Raw genomic sequence first — 18679 nt, forward strand, 5'->3', positions numbered from 1 at the left:
AGGCATGGGGCCTTATCCTTTTTTATTGTTCTGCTTTAAGAAGTCCAGCACTGGTGAAAAAGGCTGAATTTCCTTTGTTTGAAAATACGTGTTAAAAGGATCGCCATCGCTGTTGATTCTTTTGATCATATTGGTTATTTGAAATCTTTCCATGGACAGCTTTTCGCCAACTTCCTCCCAAAACAGCGGAGCGGCAACCGTAGCCGCTTCATTTCCTCTTGGTGAATAGGGGGCTATGATCGTCTTTCCTTCTGCATGCTGGATATAATCTACATAAAGCCGCCCGCCCCGGTTTTTCTTTAATCTTTCAATTGTAAAGGAATCCGGGTCTTTGTTTAGGAGATACTGGGCAATGAATTCTGTGAACAGCCGTGTATCATCAAAGGTATAAGTATTTTCCGGCAAAGGAATATAAACCTGCAATCCTTTATTGCCTGATGTTTTAACGAAGCTAATTAATTTCAGCTGATCAAGCACCTCTTTAATGTAAACAGCGGCTTTAATGGCCAGGGGAAAAGCGTCCCGGGAAGGCGGATCCAGATCAAAAACGATTTCACTTGGTCCGGAGCTTTCCAGCGTTTTGAACGGTATATGAAATTCAAAAGCAAGCTGGTTGCCAAGCCACAACAGTGTTTTTAAATGATTGCAGACTATATAATCAATACCTTCTGACATTTCGGTTTCTACAAAGCCTGGTGCGTATTCCGGGCAATTTTTCTGGTAGAAGGGTTCGCCAAAAATCCCATGGGGGTAGCGGATAACGGTTAAAAGCCTGTTTTTTAAAAAAGGCAGCATATAAGGTGCAATTTCTCTTAAAAAATGAATGTAATCAATCTTTTGAATAGCCGGCGTTTTCCATAATGGTTTTTCCGGATGCGTGATTTCTATCTCGGGAGGCAGGTTTTTCTGCTGCTGTAAAAATTGATCATATGTGCAGGCATCAGGCTTCAAATCGAAACGAAACTGGTGAAAGTGCGGCTCCCGCATCTGCTCTTCATAGATCTCGAGATATTTAACATCCACACAGATCGCAGGTTCTACATATATGAATTGGCTGTTCTCGTCTGCTTTATTTTCTTTGATTATTTGAAATAAGGCTTGTTTTTCGTCCGGCTTCAAGCCAAAAAGAAACTGCCCGATTGTAATCACAGAATCTCCCTGGTAGACACCGGCATAAAAGTAGCCATTTGATTTTTCATAAGCAGTGATAAAGCAGGAAACGTATTTCCAGTTCTTAAATTTCAGCCATAAAGAGGATCTCTTTCCTTCTTCCCATTTATTCTTCTTCTGCTTTGCCACAATTCCTTCACCGTCATGAAGAACGATTTTTTCCCAAAGTTCGTTAAAACTTCGGTATGGAGGGATTAATTGTATCAGTCTGGAATCCTTCTCATCCGGTTTTAAAGGTAAATTACAATCTTTAAATAAGGCTTCAAGCTCTGCTTTTCTGGCGAAGTACTCTTTATTGGCAATTTTTCTGCCATTTATTATCAAAATGTCAAAAATAAGAAGACGGCAGGGAGCTGTTCTTGCTTTCTCAAGAATCTTTTTTTCAGATCTCATTCTGCCCCTGACCTGAATGGATCCAAAATGAGCTTTATAGGCATTCTCCAGCAAGACTAATTCTCCATCTAATATAAGTGGAAGGTATGGTTCGAATTTATCTTTGTGCTGTTCCAGGAAAGCTTTAATTTCCGGGAAAAGATTTAATAAAGGTTTATCGTTCCTGCTTGTCAGCGCAGGTTCCTTGTCCCAGTGCAAGATCGCTCTAAATCCATCATACTTTGCTTCAAACAGCCATTCCTTCTCATCCGGAACATCGAAAGTTAATGTAGGAAGCATAGGTCTCATTCATTTGGCCTCCTTTGCAATCGTCATTATAGTTTTGTCATTTGCCGCTAAAACTACTCAGTTTCCAATTCTTTTAGCGTATTTCCGATTTTGTTAATACACAAATTAGGAGTAATACATTAAAAAGAATGGGAGTCTGACTATGCATACGATGTGGAAAGGAAGCATCAGTTTTGGGCTGGTGAATATACCAATTAAGCTGCATTCGGCTACAGAAGATAAGGATATTAAGCTGAGAAATCTTCATAAGGAATGTCATTCGCCAATTAAGTATGAGAAAACATGTCCTGTTTGTGAAAAGGAAATTAAGAACGAGGATATTGTAAAAGCTTATGAATACACAAAAGGAAAGTTTGTCGTTTTAGAGGATGAGGATTTAGAAAAGCTTAAACAGGAAAATGAGGATAAAGCTGTCGAAATTATGGACTTTGTAAATATACAGGAGATTGATCCTATTTATTATAATCGTACGTATTATATGTCTCCTGGGGACGGTGGAGGAAAGGCATATTCTCTTTTGAGAAAAGCGCTTGAGACTTCTGAAAAAGTCGGTTTGGCAAAAATCATTATCCGTTCCAAGGAACAGCTGGCTGTGGTCCGTGTATATGAAAACACGCTTGTTATGGAAACGATCCATTACCCGGATGAAGTACGGAAGGCTGCTGATGTGCCAAATGTGCCTGCAGAAGACAAAGTGACAGAGAAGGAAATCGATACTGCCATCATGCTGATTGATCAATTAACCACGGAATTCAAGCCTGAGAAATATAATGATGACTACCGTACTGCCCTTTTGGAGCTTATTGAAGCAAAACGGACGGGCAAAGATATCGTCACCCCTGTTGAAAAAGAGCCTGCCGCAAATGTCACCGATCTTATGGCTGCACTGCAGGCATCCATTGATAAAACGAAGCCTGGTGATGCTGAAACAAAGAAAAAGCCTGCAGCTAAAAAGAAACGTGCTTCAACAAAAACAAAGGCTAAAAAGCAAGCTTGATGAACTGAAACCGGATTTGCAGATGCAAACCCGGTTTTTTACTGGAAAGCTGCAAATGCAGAAAATTTAATAAAACCTTCAAAAATATGTTCCTCTTATAGGAATCAGTGGTAATTCTATAAGAAAAAGGATTTGTTGAAAATGAAATTGAAGAATTTAACATTAGTAAATATCTTTTACCTAGCTTTGGCGGCAGCAGTTTTCGGCGGATTTATGCTGTTATTTATTGAAATAGTCGACGAATTAAAGGAAAATGAGCTAATTCGTTTCGACGAGTCTGTGATCCATTATATACAGGCATTTATTTCTCCCCGGCTCACAGAGTATATGAGTGTAATTACTTTTTTAGGGTCCGTAAAGTGGCTGGCTATTTCTGTAACTTTGGCCGCTGTACTATTGTGCCTGTTTAAAAAGAGATCACTTGCTTCGTTCATGGTTCTTTCATCGGGTTTCGGAGCACTATTCAACCTGCTGCTGAAGTGGATCTTTAAAAGAGAACGTCCGGATATCAGACCTCTGATCGAAGAGCAGGGGTTCAGTTTTCCGAGCGGACATTCAATGGGATCTTTTATTTTTTATGGCTCACTTGCCTATATGATCATCCATCTGGCAAAACGAAAGCGCTGGAAGGCTGCATGGACAGTGATGCTGGGATGCTTTATCATCATGATAGGATTAAGCCGCATTTATTTAGGTGTTCATTTTCCAAGTGATGTAATAGCTGGTTTTGCAGCCGGAGGTGTCTGGCTGACCATCATGATTATTGCATTCCGCTATTATGAGTACCGCAAAAATATATAATAGGTATTGAGAAATACGCACATTCTTAATAACATAGGGAAATAACCGAAACAGGAGTGGAAAGAATGAATCAAAAAATTTTGCCCGCATCATCCAATATGAAAGAATTTGAAAAGTTCCTAAAAAGTCCCTTTGAAATTGGTGTGTTTCTCGATATGCATATTTCACAGCTGAAACATGTTTCGCAGATGGCAAAGGTACATAACAAAAAAATGATTTATCATGTTGATCTGATTCATGGCTTAAAAAGCGACGACTATGCCGTTGAATATATTTGCCAGGAATACAAGCCATACGGGTTAATTTCTACAAAATCCAGCGTCATCCTGAAAGCAAAGCAAAAGGGTGTGATTGCTGTCCAGAGGATTTTCCTCATCGATTCGCACGCACTCGAAAAGAGTTATAAATTAGTCGAGAAAACCCGTCCGAACTATATAGAAGTTTTGCCTGGAGCCATGCCATGGATGATCAAAGAAGTGAATGAGCGTTTGAATACCCCTATTTTTGCAGGAGGCCTCATCCGTTCAGAAGAAGAGGTGAGGAATGCGCTTGATGCGGGAGCGGTTGCCATTACAACTTCAAAAATTGAATTATGGGAAAAGTTTTCATGAAGAAGTTCATGTATCGTTTGACAACGTTTTCATAGATTTGTATACTGGGAGTAACAAGTTAATTTATGTGTCGGAGATTAGGAGATTCACACAGTTTAGCCTTTTTAGGCTTAATCTGTCGTGGGTCTCCTTTTTTGTTTTCCGATCAGCCAAAAATGGAAAGGGGATTATCGGATGTCTGCTTTTATGGGAGAAATGATTGGAACAATGATCTTGATTGTTTTTGGAGGAGGCGTTGTTGCCGGGGCGAACTTAAAAAAGACTTTCTCTTTTAATGGAGGGTGGATTGTTATCACGATTGCCTGGGGACTTGCTGTAACCATGGGGGTTTTTGCTGTAGGATCGATTAGCGGAGCACACTTAAATCCTGCTGTAACCATTGGATTTGCGCTTAGCGGTGATTTCCCGTGGCAGGACGTACCCGGGTATATTCTGGCTCAGATCCTGGGCGGGTTCCTTGGAGGGGTGATTGTATTCCTTCACTATCTGCCGCATTGGAAGGAAACAGAAGACCAGGGGGCAAAGCTTGCTGTTTTCTCAACAAGTCCTGCCATTCCACATACTTTTTCAAATTTATTGAGTGAAATAATCGGGACGTTCATTCTTGTATTGGGTTTGATGTTTATAGGAGCAAATCAATTTACTGAAGGGTTAAATCCGATTGCTGTTGGCCTTCTCATTGTTGTGATCGGCATGTCGCTTGGAGGGACAACCGGCTATGCAATTAATCCGGCCCGTGATTTGGGGCCGCGCATTGCCCATTTTCTTCTTCCCATTGCAGGCAAAGGGAAATCGAACTGGGGATATGCATGGATCCCGGTAGCCGGGCCAATCCTTGGGGGATTAATGGGATCAGCGTTCTATCAGGTGATGTTCGATGGCAAGGCTTCAGGTATGTTATGGGGAGTGCTGGGTGTTAATATAATAGTATTAATTCTTTCGTATATTTTTGGCAGAAAACAGCAGGGAGAAGTTGATTCTTCTAAAGTGGCTGCATAAATAAGAGTATTGAACGAGATTAGGAGGAGTATATTATGGAAAAATATATTTTATCATTAGATCAGGGAACTACAAGTTCACGAGCCATTCTTTTTAATAAAAAAGGAGAAATTGTGCACACGGCACAAAAAGAGTTCACACAGCATTTTCCAAAGCCTGGCTGGGTTGAACATAATGCTAATGAAATATGGGGTTCAATTTTATCGGTGATTGCAGGGGTTTTTTCAGAATCCGGCATAAAGCCTGAGCAAATTGCGGGCATTGGCATTACAAATCAGAGGGAGACAACTGTTGTTTGGGATAAAGAAACCGGGACCCCGATTTACAATGCGATTGTATGGCAGTCAAGGCAGACCAGCGAAATTTGTGATGACTTGAAAAAGAAAGGCTATAACGGCCTGTTCAGAGAAAAAACCGGCCTATTAATTGATGCATATTTCTCAGGAACAAAGGTTAAGTGGATATTGGATCATGTGGAAGGGGCTAGGGAAAAGGCGGAACAGGGAAAATTATTGTTTGGAACCATTGATACATGGCTTATCTGGAAGCTATCAGGAGGGAAAGCGCATGTGACCGATTACTCCAACGCCTCCCGCACATTAATGTTTAATATCCATGAACTTAAGTGGGATGAAGAGCTCCTGAATATTCTTGAAGTCCCGAAAGCGATGCTGCCTGAAGTGAAGCCATCTTCCGAGGTGTATGCTAAGACCATTGACTATCACTTTTTCGGAAAGGAAGTACCGATCGCCGGTGCGGCGGGGGATCAGCAGGCTGCGCTGTTTGGACAAGCATGCTTCGAGAAAGGAATGGCTAAAAACACTTACGGCACAGGCTGTTTCATGCTTATGAATACAGGTGAAAAAGCAGTGCAGTCTGAACATGGACTTCTAACAACCATTGCCTGGGGACTTGAGGGGAAAATTGAATATGCATTGGAGGGCAGCATTTTTGTTGCGGGCTCTGCTATTCAATGGCTCCGAGATGGGTTGAGAATGCTTAAAGATGCAAAGGACAGTGAAAGCTACGCCAAAAAAGTGGACTCGACAGATGGAGTTTATGTAGTTCCGGCCTTTGTTGGCCTTGGGACGCCATATTGGGATAGTGATGTAAGGGGAGCAGTTTTTGGAGTCACACGTGGGACGTCCAAAGAACATTTTATTCGTGCAACACTTGAGGCACTGGCTTATCAGACAAAAGATGTCCTCTCTGCGATGGAAGCTGACTCTGGCATTGAACTTAAAACACTTAGAGTGGATGGAGGTGCCGTGAGAAATAATTTCCTGATGGAGTTCCAGTCAGATATTCTGGACGTTCCCGTAGAAAGGCCGGTAATCAATGAAACTACTGCACTGGGGGCAGCTTACCTTGCGGGATTGGCTGTCGGGTTCTGGGAATCACAGGAGGAAATTGCTGAGCAGTGGGCAATTGATGAATCTTATCATCCTTCAATGGAAGAGAAAGTCCGTGAAGATCTTTATCAAGGCTGGAAAAAAGCTGTAAACGCAGCTATTGCATTTAAATAATCTGAAGTAAGTTTTCTGCACAAATCATATCCTATATGTTATAATAAACTTAAGTTAATAGTTCGGCAGGAGATGCGGAGAGACCACAAAATCATTATCGTCTTATCGATAATGTATTTTGTGGTCTCTTTTTATGTCTAGCTACAGCGCCTACCCCCTCGAGGTGTCGGGGGTGGGCAAGGCGCTTACGCTTTTCTAATTCCCTGCTTTAAAAGGGCAGTTACAACTACTAGCCTTTTCAATAAGGAGGAGACAGCAATGACATTTTCTAATTTAAATCGTACTGACATGTTAAATACACTTACAGCGGAAGAATTTGATGTTCTGATTATTGGCGGCGGCATAACGGGAGCAGGAATTGCTCTGGACGCGGCAACACGGGGAATGAAAACAGCGCTCGTTGAAATGCAGGATTTTGCAGCGGGAACCTCCAGCCGTTCAACCAAACTGGTTCACGGAGGATTAAGATATCTTAAGCAATTTGAAGTTAAAATGGTAGCCGAAGTCGGAAAGGAGCGGGCGATTGTATATGAAAATGGGCCCCATGTGACTACGCCGGAGTGGATGCTGCTTCCAATGCATAAAGGAGGCACGTTTGGAAAATTCTCAACTTCAATCGGCCTTAGAGTATACGATTTTCTCGCAGGCGTCAGAAAGTCTGAACGAAGAAATATGCTCAGTGTCCGGGAAACACTGTCAAAAGAGCCTCTTATAAAGAAGGATGGACTAAAGGGCGGCGGCTATTATGTGGAATACCGCACAGATGATGCCCGTCTTACAATAGAGGTAATGAAAGCTGCAGCAGATAAAGGCGCTCTTCCAGTTAACTATTTGAAGGTCGAAAATCTTTTATATGATGAACAAGGTAAAGTATGCGGAGCTGCTGCTGCAGATCAGCTGACAGACAAGGTTCATGAAATCAGAGCGAAAAAAATCATTAACGCTGCTGGTCCCTGGGTTGATTCTATCCGTGAGAAAGACGGTTCCAGGAAAGGAAAGACCCTGCGTCTGACTAAAGGTGTTCATTTGGTAATCGACCAATCCAAGTTCCCATTGAAACAGGCTGTATACTTTGATACTCCTGATAAAAGAATGGTATTTGCCATACCGCGAGACGGAAAAACATATGTGGGGACAACGGATACTTTCTTTGATTCAGATCCTGTAAATCCTAAAATGACTGCAAATGACAGAACCTACATTATTAACGCTATTAACTTTATGTTCCCTTCTGTGAAAATAGCGGAGAATGATATTGAATCAAGCTGGGCTGGTGTTCGTCCGCTTATTTGGGAAGAAGGAAAAGACCCTTCCGAAATATCACGCAAGGATGAAATTTGGGAGTCGGATACTGGTTTACTGACAATTGCCGGCGGGAAACTGACCGGGTACCGGAAAATGGCCGAAACCATTGTTGATTTGCTTGCTGAAAAATTTAAACAGGATTCGAATAGGACATTTAGCAGCAGTATCACAAAAACACTGCCCATTTCTGGAGGGAATGTAGGGGGATCAACCAAGTTCCAGGAATTTATTATGTTCCAGATTGATAAAGGAACTAGTATTGGTCTATCAGCTGAACAGTCTAATCACCTCGTTAAAATGTATGGTTCTAACGTTGGCATCATTTTTAATATGATTGAAGCGGACAGCGGTGAAGCTGAGAATTATGGCCTGCCGATTGTGTTGTGGGCAAAGCTGAAATATGCCATTGAATATGAAATGGCTGCCACTCCTGTTGACTTTTTTAACCGCAGAACAGGAGCGCTTCTATTTGATATTGAAACGGTAAGAAATTATCAAAGGCAAGTAATTTCATTTATGGCAGATACATTTAAATGGGACCAGGCTGCAGAAAGTAATTTTGAGAATCAGCTGAACCAGGAACTAAGCTTTGCGATAAAGCCTGCTGATCAGGACTAAAGCTCTCCATTCGGGGAGTTTTTTTAGTAGGAGAATATAAACAATAGGGACATTCCACAGGCATACTATAGTATAAATAGGTAGCGGAGGTGGGTTATGTATAATGTTCTCATGTTTGTTGACTCAGGGGTTGATGATTCACTTGCCCTAATGTATGCCCTTCAGCATCCTGAGATTAATTTAGTTGGTGTTGTCAGCGCTTATGGCAACATAACCAAAGAAGAATCCATTAATAATACTGCCTATTTACTGAAGCTTGCCGGCAGAGAGGACATTCCCATTATAGCAGGGGCAAGCGGTCCATTATCCGGTGAGGCTGCTGTCTTTTATCCTGAAATTCATGGAGAGGAAGGCTTGGGGCCCATTCAGCCTCCGGAGGATTTTAGCAGCAAAATAAAGGTATATGATATAGACAAAATTATTGAAATTGTAAATCAATACAAAAATAACCTTGTGATCGTTGGTGTCGGGAGGCAGACTGATTTGGCATTGCCGCTCATTCTTTATGGAAAGGATGCATATCAAGATGTGAATGCATTTTATTTAATGGGAGGTGCGTTTCTGGTTCCGGGAAATGTAACGCCAGAGGCAGAAGCCAACTTTTATGCTGACCCCATCGCAGCGGATTCAGTGCTGGAAAAAGCAAAAAACATTTATATATTTCCTCTGAATGTAACAAATAAAGCGATTATCCGTCCTGAGACGATTAATTTTATCGCAAATAATACCCAGTCACCTTTTAAAGATTTAATCAAACCTGCTTATGATTATTATTACGAAGCTTACCAAAAGCTTGTTCCGGGAATTCAGGGTGCACCTCTCCATGATGTTCTTGTTTTAAGTGTTCTTACAAATCCAGATCTCGTCAAATATGTTAAACGAAGAGTGAGAATTGAACAGTTTGGAAAGGCCAAAGGAAAAAGCATAGCAGATTTTAGGCCTAAGCCGGAAGAGGAACCGCAGGAGACACTTGACAATATTGCGATGGAACTTGATATGGAACGGTTTGTCATTGATTTTATGGAGGTTTTCCTATCTCAGAAAAATCAGAAATAGCTTTTGACACATTGTGTTAAAAGCTTTTTTATTTGGGTTGAAGGGGAATGGGAAGTTCACATAGAATGTATTAACATGGAAGACCTTTGCGGTGAGTGGAAGATTCTTTCGAAATAATTAAAATGGCAAACTTGCGTCTCATTAATCAAAATCAAATGGAGGCTTTCGAATTGCTGAAAAATAAAAAGTTAAACATGACTCTTTCAATTCTCGGAATGGTCATAGCCATTGCCCTGGCATACAGTGTGCTTGTCTTTTTAAATAAGGATGATTCTAAGATGCAAAAGACCTCGGCAAATACGGAGGTAACCGCACAGGGATTAATGTACGATAATTTAGGAGACTTTATTGCTTCCAATCATACTTTTTATAATGAAACACTTGGCTGGGGCAGAGACCGTAAAGTCAACTGGTCTAAGCAAAGAGAGCAGGCTGATTTAATCGTCAACTCGCTTAAAAAAATATCAGCGGAGAATAAAAATCTTCAGACAGACCTTGGCACAATAAGAAGTCTGGCAGAAACTGTGCAGTCAGGCACCAAAGAAAAAGACGTATTAATCAAACTGCACCGGTATTTTCATGATCTGGATATAGGCTTTAATGACTATAAAGATACAACCGATTATTTTGATGTAACCGAGTACAAGGGAGAAAGCTAACCTAAGGGTGACAAGATTTTTTCTTGACAGATAACAGCATATAAGATATTATAGTGATTGAAGTATTTGAGGTATATTTTGAAGTCGTTAATTCACTTGGAATGTTCGGCATCCGAACCTTCTTTTTAGTGGAACTGCGGCTTTTTATTATGTTTTATGCTCTTTAGGATTTTGAAAGAGTAAGTATGTGTTTGTAATTAAGAATAATTTGTGTGGACAGCTTAACGCTGAATGTTCTTCTTAATCATCTTCTGTAAACCAGACACTTCTCCGTATTTTTACTTCAGTAAGTTTCTTACCATTTAATATTAAAATCTCAGAGAGCATCTAAGTCGGAAAGGATTCCGACCAACCTGATTCCCACTGGCGCGGTCTAGGAGCCGTAAGGATGGAAGAGAGGAAGGGCTTTCATTGTTTTAGGTAATAATTAATTAACTCAAATATATCACTTATAAGGACAGTATATGCTGTCCTTTTTTATTTACTTTAAAAAAACACGAACATTTTAATAAATTTCAGTTTAATTATTTGTGTTTTTGTGCTATTATCTACTCATTAGAATAGCTTTTCAAAATCGCAGTGACTGACGACAATGCGGAATCAACCGCTGGGGAGCTGCGTCTATGTATAGCCGGTCGTCTGGGCAGAGATAAGGGATACCCTTGTCTCTTTTTTTCATAACAAAATGGAAAAGCCCGCAAGCCGAATAGGTGCTTTTCCTATAGGAGGAATATGCATGGCGGAAAAAAAGATTATTCTTGATGGAATTGTTGTGGCAAAACATGTGAAAGACCAATTAAAGAATCGAATTGAAGAATTAAAGGTAAAGGGTGTTGAGCCTTGTTTAGCTACTATTTTAGTGGGAGATGATCCTTCGTCTGAAACGTATGTAAGAATGAAGGGAAATGCATGTGAAAAACTGGGGATCTTATCAAAACGTATCCATATGCCAAAGGATACAACAACAGTAGAACTGCTGGAGAAAATTGCAGAACTGAATGATGATCTTTCTGTACATGGAATCCTTCTTCAGCATCCCGTACCTGGACATATAGATGAACGCAAAGCTTTTGAAGCCATTGCAATTGAAAAAGACGTTGATGGTGTTACAAGCCTCGGATATGGTCAAACTGCTTTCGGCTATGGTGAATATCCTTCCTGTACACCTGCAGCTATTTTGGAAATTATGGATTTTTATAAATTGAATGCTGAAGGTATGCATGCTGTTGTCATCGGCAGAAGCCCAATCCTTGGCAAGCCGGTTTCTGCCCTTTTACTCAATCGAAATGCAACGGTCACAACCTGCCATTCATATACCCAAGATCTGCCCCGAATTGTAAAGCAGGCTGATATTGTAGTTGCAGCTGTAGGAAAACCTAACTTTGTTAAGGGTGAATGGATTAAAGAAGGGGCTATTGTTCTTGATGCCGGATATAATGAAGGAAATATTGGAGATGCAGAGTATGGCAGCTGTTTCGAAAAAGCGTTTGCTATTACACCTGTACCTGGTGGAGTAGGACCTGTTACGATTTCCATGCTTTTGAAACATACAGTTCTGGCTACGGAAAAGACGCTAACTAATAAGAAAATCATAAATAGTCAATTTATCCCTAATTAAAAATTGACCTCCAAAAGGATTGACTTATAGATGGGTGTCGTTTATTATTAAGTTAACGCTGTAAAGTTCGTAATATACTTTTTGGATAAGTAGACGTAGCTGCAAAGAAATGTAGGCGATCCTTCATCCTCATTTCTGGCAGCTGCGGCTTTTTTATGTTTAAGTTTATATGGTACATTATAGTGAAAAACAACTTATTGGGAGGCAACACAAATGAACACAGGTAAAGTTAAATGGTTTAATGCAGAAAAAGGTTTCGGATTCATCGAATCTTCAGAAGGTCAAGATGTATTCGTACACTTCTCCGCTATCCAAACTGAAGGTTTCAAAACTTTAGAAGAAGGTCAAGACGTTAATTTCGAAATCGTTGAAGGTAACCGTGGACCTCAAGCTGCTAACGTAACAAAAGCATAATTTTGCTTAAATGAGGTGATGCATGTCTAATCATGCATCACCTTTTTATGTTTGCTTATCCACTTTGTAGCCTTCAGCATTCCTCAAAACAGATCTTCTGAAACACCTGCTTTTAGGATATGTATTTTTCATTTCACCCAATTAAAATTCTTCACTTACAAAAAGTTTAAAATTATTGCAAACGGAAATGTAAAAAAGAGATGCAAACTGGAAAGCCTAGTAAAGTGTCATTGTCTTTATACAAAAAAGTCTTTCAGAACCTAATAACATATATAATTCAAGGAGGAACACATATTTTGACAACTTTTTCAGATTTTGGATTAAGTAATGAAATAGTAAAAGCTCTTTCCAATATGGGCTTCGAGGAACCAACACCAATTCAGGCACAGGCGATTCCAATCGGAATGCAGGGGAAGGATATGATTGGCCAGGCGCAGACTGGAACAGGAAAAACTACTGCTTTCGGTGTACCGCTTTTAGAGCAGATTGATTTAAATGAAGGTATTCAAGGTCTTGTCCTTGCGCCAACACGGGAGCTTGCTGTACAGGTGGCAGAAGAATTAAACCGGATAGGACAGGTAAAAGGAGTCCGGACGCTTCCTGTTTACGGCGGTCAGGATATTAACCGCCAAATCCGTGCGCTTAAAAAACACCCTCATATCATTGCTGCTACACCAGGCAGATTAATTGATCATATTGAAAGAAAAACAATCCGCTTAAGCAATATCAAGATGGTTGTATTGGATGAAGCGGATGAAATGCTCAATATGGGATTCATCGAGGATATCGAAAGAATCCTGAGTGAAATTAAAGGTGAGCGCCAAACCCTTCTTTTCTCGGCAACAATGCCAAGAAGAATTCAGTCACTTGCTGAAAAATTCATGCAGGAGCCTGAAATGGTAAAAGTGAAAGCAAAAGAAATGACTGTTAAAAATATTGAACAGTATTATATGGAAGTGCATGAAAAACAAAAATTTGATGTGCTTTGCAATCTTCTGGATATTCAATCACCTGAGCTGGCGATTGTATTTGGCAGAACGAAAAAGCGTGTAGATGAAGTGGTGGAAGGACTCATTAAGAGAGGATATTCGGCTGAAGGAATTCATGGCGATATTCCACAGGCGAAAAGAGATCAGGTAATCCGCCGATTTAAAGAACAGACAATTGATATCATGGTTGCCACTGACGTTGCTGCCCGTGGCCTTGATATTTCAGGCGTCTCCCATGTTTATAACTTCGATATCCCGCAGGATCCTGAAAGCTATGTTCACCGGATTGGACGTACAGGCCGTGCTGGAAACAAGGGGCTTGCGATTACATTCGTTTCTCCAAGAGAAATTGACCACCTGAAAATAATTGAAAATGTTACAAAGAGCAAAATGGCGAAAAAGCCAGTTCCTTCCTTTAAGGATGTTGTTGCAGGCAATCAGCAGGCGACAATTAATAAACTTATGGAAGTTATTGAAAAAGAAGAACACGCAGACTTCAAGAGAGTGGCGGAAAATCTTCTTGAAGATACAGATTCTGTTACTTTGCTTGCTGCAGCCTTTAAATTGCTGACTAAAGGTCCTGATGTCACACCGGTTAAATTAACTGCGGTTGAACCTGTCCGTGCCAGAAAACCAAAAGGTGATCGCGGAGGAAGAAGATTCAGCGACAGATCCAGAGGCGGCGGACGCGATAGAAGAGATTTTAAAGGCGGTCGCGACAGACGCAGCAGTAAGCCACGCAGCAATAGCAATAAGGGATAATGCGGCTGAATAGCGGAAAAAAAGATTTTTTTTACTGCTTTTTGAATATTTTATTATAAAAACTGAAGATTTTACCCATATTAGTAAATGCAGGGTAATAATCACTCTGTGAGTTATTGATATTAGGAGGAAATTTACATGGCAACAGGTAAAGTAAAATGGTTTAACTCAGAAAAAGGTTTTGGTTTTATCGAAGTTGAAGGCGGAGAAGATGTATTTGTTCATTACTCTGCAATCCAGACAGAAGGTTTCAAAACCCTTGATGAAGGCCAGGAAGTTAACTTTGACATAGAGCAGGGCCAGCGTGGACCGCAAGCTGTAAATGTAACAAAGTTATAATGATTGAAAAGAGAGTCCCTAGATGGGGGCTCTCTTTTCATTTTGGGGTAAATAAGGTACAACAGTAAGAGAAAGGGATGATAGTGATTAGAATCCTCATTTTATCCGATACCCATATGCCAAAGAAATCAAAACAGCTGCCAGGAGTATTGCTGAATGAAATGAACGGCTGTGACTTAATTATTCATGCAGGGGATTGGCAGAGCATCGAACTTTATGAGAAATTACTGAAACACGCGCCGGTTGAGGGGGTATATGGAAATACTGACAATGATGAACTGCGCGCTATTTTGAAGGAAAAAATTCTGCTTGAAAAAAAGGGTTTTAAAATAGGTGTTGTCCATGGTCATGGAAAGGGGAAAACAACTGAAAAAAGAAGTATTGAGGCTTTCAATGATGAAGAAGTTGATGCTATTATTTTCGGGCATTCGCATATCCCGGTCAAGAAATGTCATAATGGGATTATTCTCTTTAACCCCGGGTCTCCAACGGACAAGCGCAGGCAGCCGAACTATTCGTTCGGCATCCTGGAAATTACAGATGAGTTAATATTCAATCATGTTTTTTTCGATTCAAAGGAATAAATCCTCATTAAATCTTAAGTGCAGCAAGGTCAATTTCATAATAATCCTGTGTGCCGTATGGTTCGAAGCCGCATGATTTGTATAATGAGAGAGCATGGTCATTTTCTGCAGCGACTTCAAGATGCACCCAGCTGATTCCCTTGCTGTGCTGATGGTTAACAGCATTAGTAAGGGCACTCCTGCCGATTCCTTTTCCCTGGAATAGAGGATCGACAGCAAAGCCGTAAATCCAGGCAGCATCTTCTTCTATTTGAATCCTGATTTTGCCGGACTTTACACCTTTATATTCAATTATTAATGTCTTTTCATTTTCGCTGCCCAAGATATTATTATTAAACGCCTCTGCCTCTTCTTTTGGAACATCGAAGCATACTATATCCAGATGATTAATGAAATTCAGGTCACTGCTCACTGCTTTCCTCATAGTGACTTCCTGGTTTATGGATCCGATCTCCGCGCTTTTATGGCGTTTCATTTGATACTCGGAGAAAGAATAGTTGCAAGTTAATGACTTTATAAAACCTTTCGCGGATTCAGAAGAGGCTGGTGTATTAATAAGCAATTTGCTTGCCTGGGTCAATTGTTTTACCGCTTCATTGAACAAACTGCAGAAGATGCCCTTGCGTCTATGATCCGGATGGACCATTCCGCATAATTCCACCGGGCCTCCGAAACTATAAAGAGCAAGGTACCCCAATAATTTTCCGCCTTTATCATAATGGAAAAAATCATGTTTCTCATCTGCAGGTCTTGATTTCAATGTATCCCAATTCAATTTTAATTTGATATTCTCTGTCTCTTCGCATATTTGCTGGAGAGATCGAATATCGTCTAATTGTTTTTTTGTCAGCAATCAGGCGGCCTCCTGTATAAAAAATGGATAAACCAATAATATAAGAAAATGGATTAAACGAATAGTCCTAAAATTGAAAACATACGAATGCTGATTGAATTTATATTAATAAATATAGCAATATGTTAGGATTGTATGGATTAAGGGGGAGATTGAATGGAAAATTTCACAGTAAAGTTCCATAAGGAAGACAATATACAGCAGATGGTTGTTCAGAAGCTGAATGAAAATGACTTTGAGCAATATACAGAAGGCGGAACAAGGCATTTATTTGAATTGAACTCAAATGTTGGCTATTTTATATTTTTTGATGCTCTCGATAAGGACGGCAAAGAATCTTATATGGTTCTCCAATATGAAGGGGAATCGGAAGAGCCCAGTGCATGCTTTGCTTTTGAATTAAAAGATTTTTATCAATTCACTGCTCTTTATCTGAATGACCTTGATTTTAATGAAGGAAATGATGTGGACAGGGAAGAGGCATATACACCTATACAGCATTTAGCGCATTTAATGTATCACATTATTGAAGAGGGAAAGGGAATTTAAATAAAGTAAAAGAGCAGGGGAAACCTGCTCTTATTCTTCTGCCTGGGAAAGGTTGTCCCGGCAGAAAACTGAAACTGTTTTCTCTTCATCTTCATCTAAAGCGAAATCCAAAACCGTTCCAGAAGCTCCTTCAACAAAATGATAATTAAGAATCCTCTCGTCTTCTCCATTTTTAAAATAAAGCACTCTTAGCTTAATGCCATTTTCTGAATATAATTCATCTTCTTCATCCACATCAATATCTAAAAAGAATTCGTAGCGGTCACCTGTTAAAATGCCAGTAGGATCCTGTATGTACTCAACAGTATAACTTGTAATGTTCATGGACTTCACCCTTTCTATCGCTGCTGTACAAGTCATTATACACTTTTCCCGGATTGGGTTAATAGTATTTATCGATTTTTTGAAGATTTTCAATGATTACAGCTGCAGGTTTAGAACTTTTTGACAGAAGCTTTTAAATATGTTATACTAAATTTAGTTAAAAGAATATAATATTGCCCATAACACTTGTTATATAGAGCCAGTGGTTCGTCACTTTATATAGCAAGTGATTTTTATTTTGGGTAAGGGTCTTACTCTTTGGGAGGTGCCGTTAAATGGCGATGGGATTTGGCAGAAAAAACATGGAAGAAATCAAGGTTGAAGAAGTGAAAATTTGGGAGTGTACATCTGAGGCCTGCAATTGCTGGATAAGGGACAATTTCAAAAGCAGCCAGGTACCTCTTTGTCCGATTTGCAAAAGTGAAATGAAAGAAACGACTAAAGAATTGCAAGTCGTTAACAATAACAGCATATTTTCTAAATAAGTGCAGGGGCGATCTTAATCGCCCTTTTATTTTTGCATAATAAATTATGAGAAAGTCTCGACTAAAATACTTTCTCTGTTTTATATTTGTTCCGCAGACGGCGCTTGTATTTCGGATATCGCGTTTTTTATGAACAATTTTCTCGTTCCGGGAAGAAGTATATGTTTGTCCGGGATGAACAAAATAATGGAAACGAGCTAAACTGGATGTGGAAGAATGTCAAATTTGCTTTGGTTTCTTGGATTAGTGCTCATAAGCATAGGTCTTATTTATATAGCTTATAAAAAAACTGACTTTCGTTTTAATCTGGCGGTTTATTTCTTCGCCATGGGACTTTCTTTTTTAATGGAATATATCGTCTTAATTTTATTTGATGCTTACTCCTATTATCCGAATTTCTTTTCAATCCACTTGTATGATGATGTTTTTGGGTCCAGTATTTCACAGGCATTTTTTATTCCTAGTGTATTGATGGCGATAGCCGCTTTTAGAATCCGCTTTAAGTGGATAATTTTGATAATAGCCTGCATTTATGGAATAGAAGAGCTATTTCTTTGGCTTGGCATATATGAACATAACTGGTGGAAATCCTGGTTTACTCCTGCAATATTGTTTGCGTCTGTATTTGTTATAAAATGGTGGAGGAATAAAGTCGAAGACCCATCTTTTTTCATTCAATTTATAACTGTGTATATGGCTATCACCACAATCTTTCAAGGAATCTCTTTTGGTTTAACGGCTATCGCAGGATCTCATCAATATAAAATCGGCTGGTTTGAGTCTCCTTATAAGGACCATGTAGCTTTCAGTGTGCTAATCTGGATTATTTATGCAATGCTGCTGACCGTTGTTATAATAAAATATTATCGATTCAGATGGCTAACTTTATTATTTTTTGCGGATTTTGCATTTCATATCATTATGGTAAGGATGGACATTTTAGAAATAAGCTCTTATTGGAATCCTATTTTCTTTAGTGTGATACTTATACTATTGCTAATGTTAATCAGGAAATTAAATAATTATATGTTCCCGTCATGCAATTAACTCATGTCATTCATGAGGGCTTTCTGAGAATTAAAGAAAAAGCAAATGGAATAATATACCACGAATAATCCGTTGACCTGAAACATAGACAATGCTATTATTTAAGAACAGCTTTCACAAAACATCTTACAAAAAATAAATTTTTAAAGTTTGTTGACACGGAAGACTGTAAATGGTATTATAATAAAGTTGCTTTAAGAGATAGCAGCTGAACAGATTGATCTTTGAAAACTGAACGAACAATACGTCAACGTTTAAATCATTAGTCTTTTTTGAAAAGACAACTCGAGCT

At 39.6% G+C, this 18679-nt stretch carries 19 protein-coding genes and 1 riboswitch; of the genes, 16 read left to right on the forward strand and 3 right to left on the reverse strand.

Annotated features, from left to right (window positions below; translation table 11 throughout):
* Positions 1–12: 12 nt before the first annotated feature.
* Positions 13–1851, reverse strand: coding sequence for a DNA ligase D (locus ACTHRG_RS22360; protein WP_076262855.1), 1839 nt, complete (start codon positions 1849–1851; stop codon positions 13–15).
* Between the two features lie 142 nt (positions 1852–1993).
* On the opposite strand from ACTHRG_RS22360, the gene ku reads away from it, so the two are divergent.
* From ku to ACTHRG_RS22425, 13 genes are all read left to right on the forward strand, one after another.
* Entirely contained in the window at positions 1994–2848 is an 855-nt protein-coding gene (gene ku, locus ACTHRG_RS22365) for a non-homologous end joining protein Ku (RefSeq protein WP_076262857.1), read from the forward strand.
* A 141-nt stretch (positions 2849–2989) separates the two neighbouring features.
* Positions 2990–3649 (forward strand): phosphatase PAP2 family protein, encoded by a 660-nt coding sequence (locus ACTHRG_RS22370; RefSeq protein ID WP_076262858.1) that lies wholly within the window; start codon positions 2990–2992, stop codon positions 3647–3649.
* A 65-nt stretch (positions 3650–3714) separates the two neighbouring features.
* Positions 3715–4260, forward strand: a complete 546-nt coding sequence (locus tag ACTHRG_RS22375; RefSeq protein WP_076262859.1) for a glycerol-3-phosphate responsive antiterminator — start codon at positions 3715–3717, stop codon at positions 4258–4260.
* 174 nt (positions 4261–4434) lie between these two features.
* Positions 4435–5259, forward strand: a complete 825-nt coding sequence (locus ACTHRG_RS22380; protein ID WP_076262860.1) for an MIP/aquaporin family protein — start codon at positions 4435–4437, stop codon at positions 5257–5259.
* Between the two features lie 35 nt (positions 5260–5294).
* Positions 5295–6785 (forward strand): glycerol kinase GlpK, encoded by a 1491-nt coding sequence (gene glpK, locus ACTHRG_RS22385; protein ID WP_076262864.1) that lies wholly within the window; start codon positions 5295–5297, stop codon positions 6783–6785.
* Between the two features lie 258 nt (positions 6786–7043).
* Entirely contained in the window at positions 7044–8708 is a 1665-nt protein-coding gene (locus ACTHRG_RS22390) for a glycerol-3-phosphate dehydrogenase/oxidase (RefSeq protein WP_076262873.1), read from the forward strand.
* Positions 8709–8804: 96 nt separating this feature from the next.
* Entirely contained in the window at positions 8805–9764 is a 960-nt protein-coding gene (locus ACTHRG_RS22395; RefSeq protein WP_076262874.1) for a nucleoside hydrolase, read from the forward strand.
* A gap of 170 nt (positions 9765–9934) precedes the next feature.
* Positions 9935–10423, forward strand: coding sequence for a hypothetical protein (locus ACTHRG_RS22400; RefSeq protein ID WP_076262876.1), 489 nt, complete (start codon positions 9935–9937; stop codon positions 10421–10423).
* Positions 10424–10992: 569 nt separating this feature from the next.
* Positions 10993–11075, forward strand: a riboswitch (ZMP/ZTP riboswitch).
* Between the two features lie 84 nt (positions 11076–11159).
* On the forward strand, positions 11160–12041 hold the full coding sequence (locus ACTHRG_RS22405; protein ID WP_076262880.1) for a bifunctional 5,10-methylenetetrahydrofolate dehydrogenase/5,10-methenyltetrahydrofolate cyclohydrolase: 882 nt from the start codon (positions 11160–11162) through the stop codon (positions 12039–12041).
* Positions 12042–12254: 213 nt separating this feature from the next.
* A complete protein-coding gene (locus ACTHRG_RS22410; RefSeq protein ID WP_076262882.1) occupies positions 12255–12455 on the forward strand; it encodes a cold-shock protein in 201 nt (66 codons plus the stop codon).
* A gap of 296 nt (positions 12456–12751) precedes the next feature.
* The gene (locus ACTHRG_RS22415) at positions 12752–14206 is read left to right on the forward strand and encodes a DEAD/DEAH box helicase (RefSeq protein WP_076262885.1); all 1455 of its coding nucleotides are present in this window, start codon (positions 12752–12754) and stop codon (positions 14204–14206) included.
* 138 nt (positions 14207–14344) lie between these two features.
* Positions 14345–14545: a cold-shock protein gene (locus tag ACTHRG_RS22420; protein ID WP_009332506.1), complete on the forward strand. Its 201-nt coding sequence runs from the start codon at positions 14345–14347 to the stop codon at positions 14543–14545.
* Between the two features lie 77 nt (positions 14546–14622).
* Complete coding sequence (locus ACTHRG_RS22425) at positions 14623–15129, forward strand: metallophosphoesterase family protein (protein ID WP_076262887.1); 507 nt, start codon at positions 14623–14625, stop codon at positions 15127–15129.
* A gap of 7 nt (positions 15130–15136) precedes the next feature.
* Here ACTHRG_RS22425 and ACTHRG_RS22430 read toward each other — a convergent pair whose 3' ends face one another.
* Entirely contained in the window at positions 15137–15982 is an 846-nt protein-coding gene (locus tag ACTHRG_RS22430) for a GNAT family N-acetyltransferase (protein ID WP_076262889.1), read from the reverse strand.
* 156 nt (positions 15983–16138) lie between these two features.
* On the opposite strand from ACTHRG_RS22430, the gene ACTHRG_RS22435 reads away from it, so the two are divergent.
* Positions 16139–16531, forward strand: a complete 393-nt coding sequence (locus ACTHRG_RS22435) for a cytosolic protein (RefSeq protein ID WP_076262891.1) — start codon at positions 16139–16141, stop codon at positions 16529–16531.
* Between the two features lie 30 nt (positions 16532–16561).
* Here ACTHRG_RS22435 and ACTHRG_RS22440 read toward each other — a convergent pair whose 3' ends face one another.
* Positions 16562–16855: a DUF6509 family protein gene (locus ACTHRG_RS22440; protein ID WP_076262893.1), complete on the reverse strand. Its 294-nt coding sequence runs from the start codon at positions 16853–16855 to the stop codon at positions 16562–16564.
* A gap of 275 nt (positions 16856–17130) precedes the next feature.
* On the opposite strand from ACTHRG_RS22440, the gene ACTHRG_RS22445 reads away from it, so the two are divergent.
* A complete protein-coding gene (locus tag ACTHRG_RS22445; protein ID WP_076262895.1) occupies positions 17131–17340 on the forward strand; it encodes a cold-shock protein in 210 nt (69 codons plus the stop codon).
* A 216-nt stretch (positions 17341–17556) separates the two neighbouring features.
* Positions 17557–18387: a hypothetical protein gene (locus ACTHRG_RS22450; RefSeq protein ID WP_076262898.1), complete on the forward strand. Its 831-nt coding sequence runs from the start codon at positions 17557–17559 to the stop codon at positions 18385–18387.
* The last annotated feature ends 292 nt before the right edge of the window (positions 18388–18679 follow it).

Source organism: Cytobacillus sp. SAFR-174, from assembly GCF_051964675.1.
Taxonomy (GTDB): Bacteria; Bacillota; Bacilli; order Bacillales; family Cytobacillaceae; genus Cytobacillus.

Excerpts from the sequence above, each read along its gene's own strand:
- ACTHRG_RS22375 (WP_076262859.1), top strand. The coding sequence starts at position 3,715 with ATGAATCAAAAAATTTTGCCCGCATCATCCAATATGAAAGAATTTGAA.
- ACTHRG_RS22445 (WP_076262895.1), top strand. The coding sequence starts at position 17,131 with ATGGCGATGGGATTTGGCAGAAAAAACATGGAAGAAATCAAGGTTGAA.
- ACTHRG_RS22390 (WP_076262873.1), top strand. The coding sequence starts at position 7,044 with ATGACATTTTCTAATTTAAATCGTACTGACATGTTAAATACACTTACA.
- ACTHRG_RS22410 (WP_076262882.1), top strand. The coding sequence starts at position 12,255 with ATGAACACAGGTAAAGTTAAATGGTTTAATGCAGAAAAAGGTTTCGGA.
- ku (WP_076262857.1), top strand. The coding sequence starts at position 1,994 with ATGCATACGATGTGGAAAGGAAGCATCAGTTTTGGGCTGGTGAATATA.
- ACTHRG_RS22360 (WP_076262855.1), bottom strand. The coding sequence starts at position 1,851 with ATGAGACCTATGCTTCCTACATTAACTTTCGATGTTCCGGATGAGAAG.
- ACTHRG_RS22370 (WP_076262858.1), top strand. The coding sequence starts at position 2,990 with ATGAAATTGAAGAATTTAACATTAGTAAATATCTTTTACCTAGCTTTG.
- glpK (WP_076262864.1), top strand. The coding sequence starts at position 5,295 with ATGGAAAAATATATTTTATCATTAGATCAGGGAACTACAAGTTCACGA.
- ACTHRG_RS22395 (WP_076262874.1), top strand. The coding sequence starts at position 8,805 with ATGTATAATGTTCTCATGTTTGTTGACTCAGGGGTTGATGATTCACTT.
- ACTHRG_RS22450 (WP_076262898.1), top strand. The coding sequence starts at position 17,557 with ATGTCAAATTTGCTTTGGTTTCTTGGATTAGTGCTCATAAGCATAGGT.
- ACTHRG_RS22425 (WP_076262887.1), top strand. The coding sequence starts at position 14,623 with ATGATAGTGATTAGAATCCTCATTTTATCCGATACCCATATGCCAAAG.
- ACTHRG_RS22405 (WP_076262880.1), top strand. The coding sequence starts at position 11,160 with ATGGCGGAAAAAAAGATTATTCTTGATGGAATTGTTGTGGCAAAACAT.
- ACTHRG_RS22380 (WP_076262860.1), top strand. The coding sequence starts at position 4,435 with ATGTCTGCTTTTATGGGAGAAATGATTGGAACAATGATCTTGATTGTT.
- ACTHRG_RS22420 (WP_009332506.1), top strand. The coding sequence starts at position 14,345 with ATGGCAACAGGTAAAGTAAAATGGTTTAACTCAGAAAAAGGTTTTGGT.
- ACTHRG_RS22435 (WP_076262891.1), top strand. The coding sequence starts at position 16,139 with ATGGAAAATTTCACAGTAAAGTTCCATAAGGAAGACAATATACAGCAG.
- ACTHRG_RS22440 (WP_076262893.1), bottom strand. The coding sequence starts at position 16,855 with ATGAACATTACAAGTTATACTGTTGAGTACATACAGGATCCTACTGGC.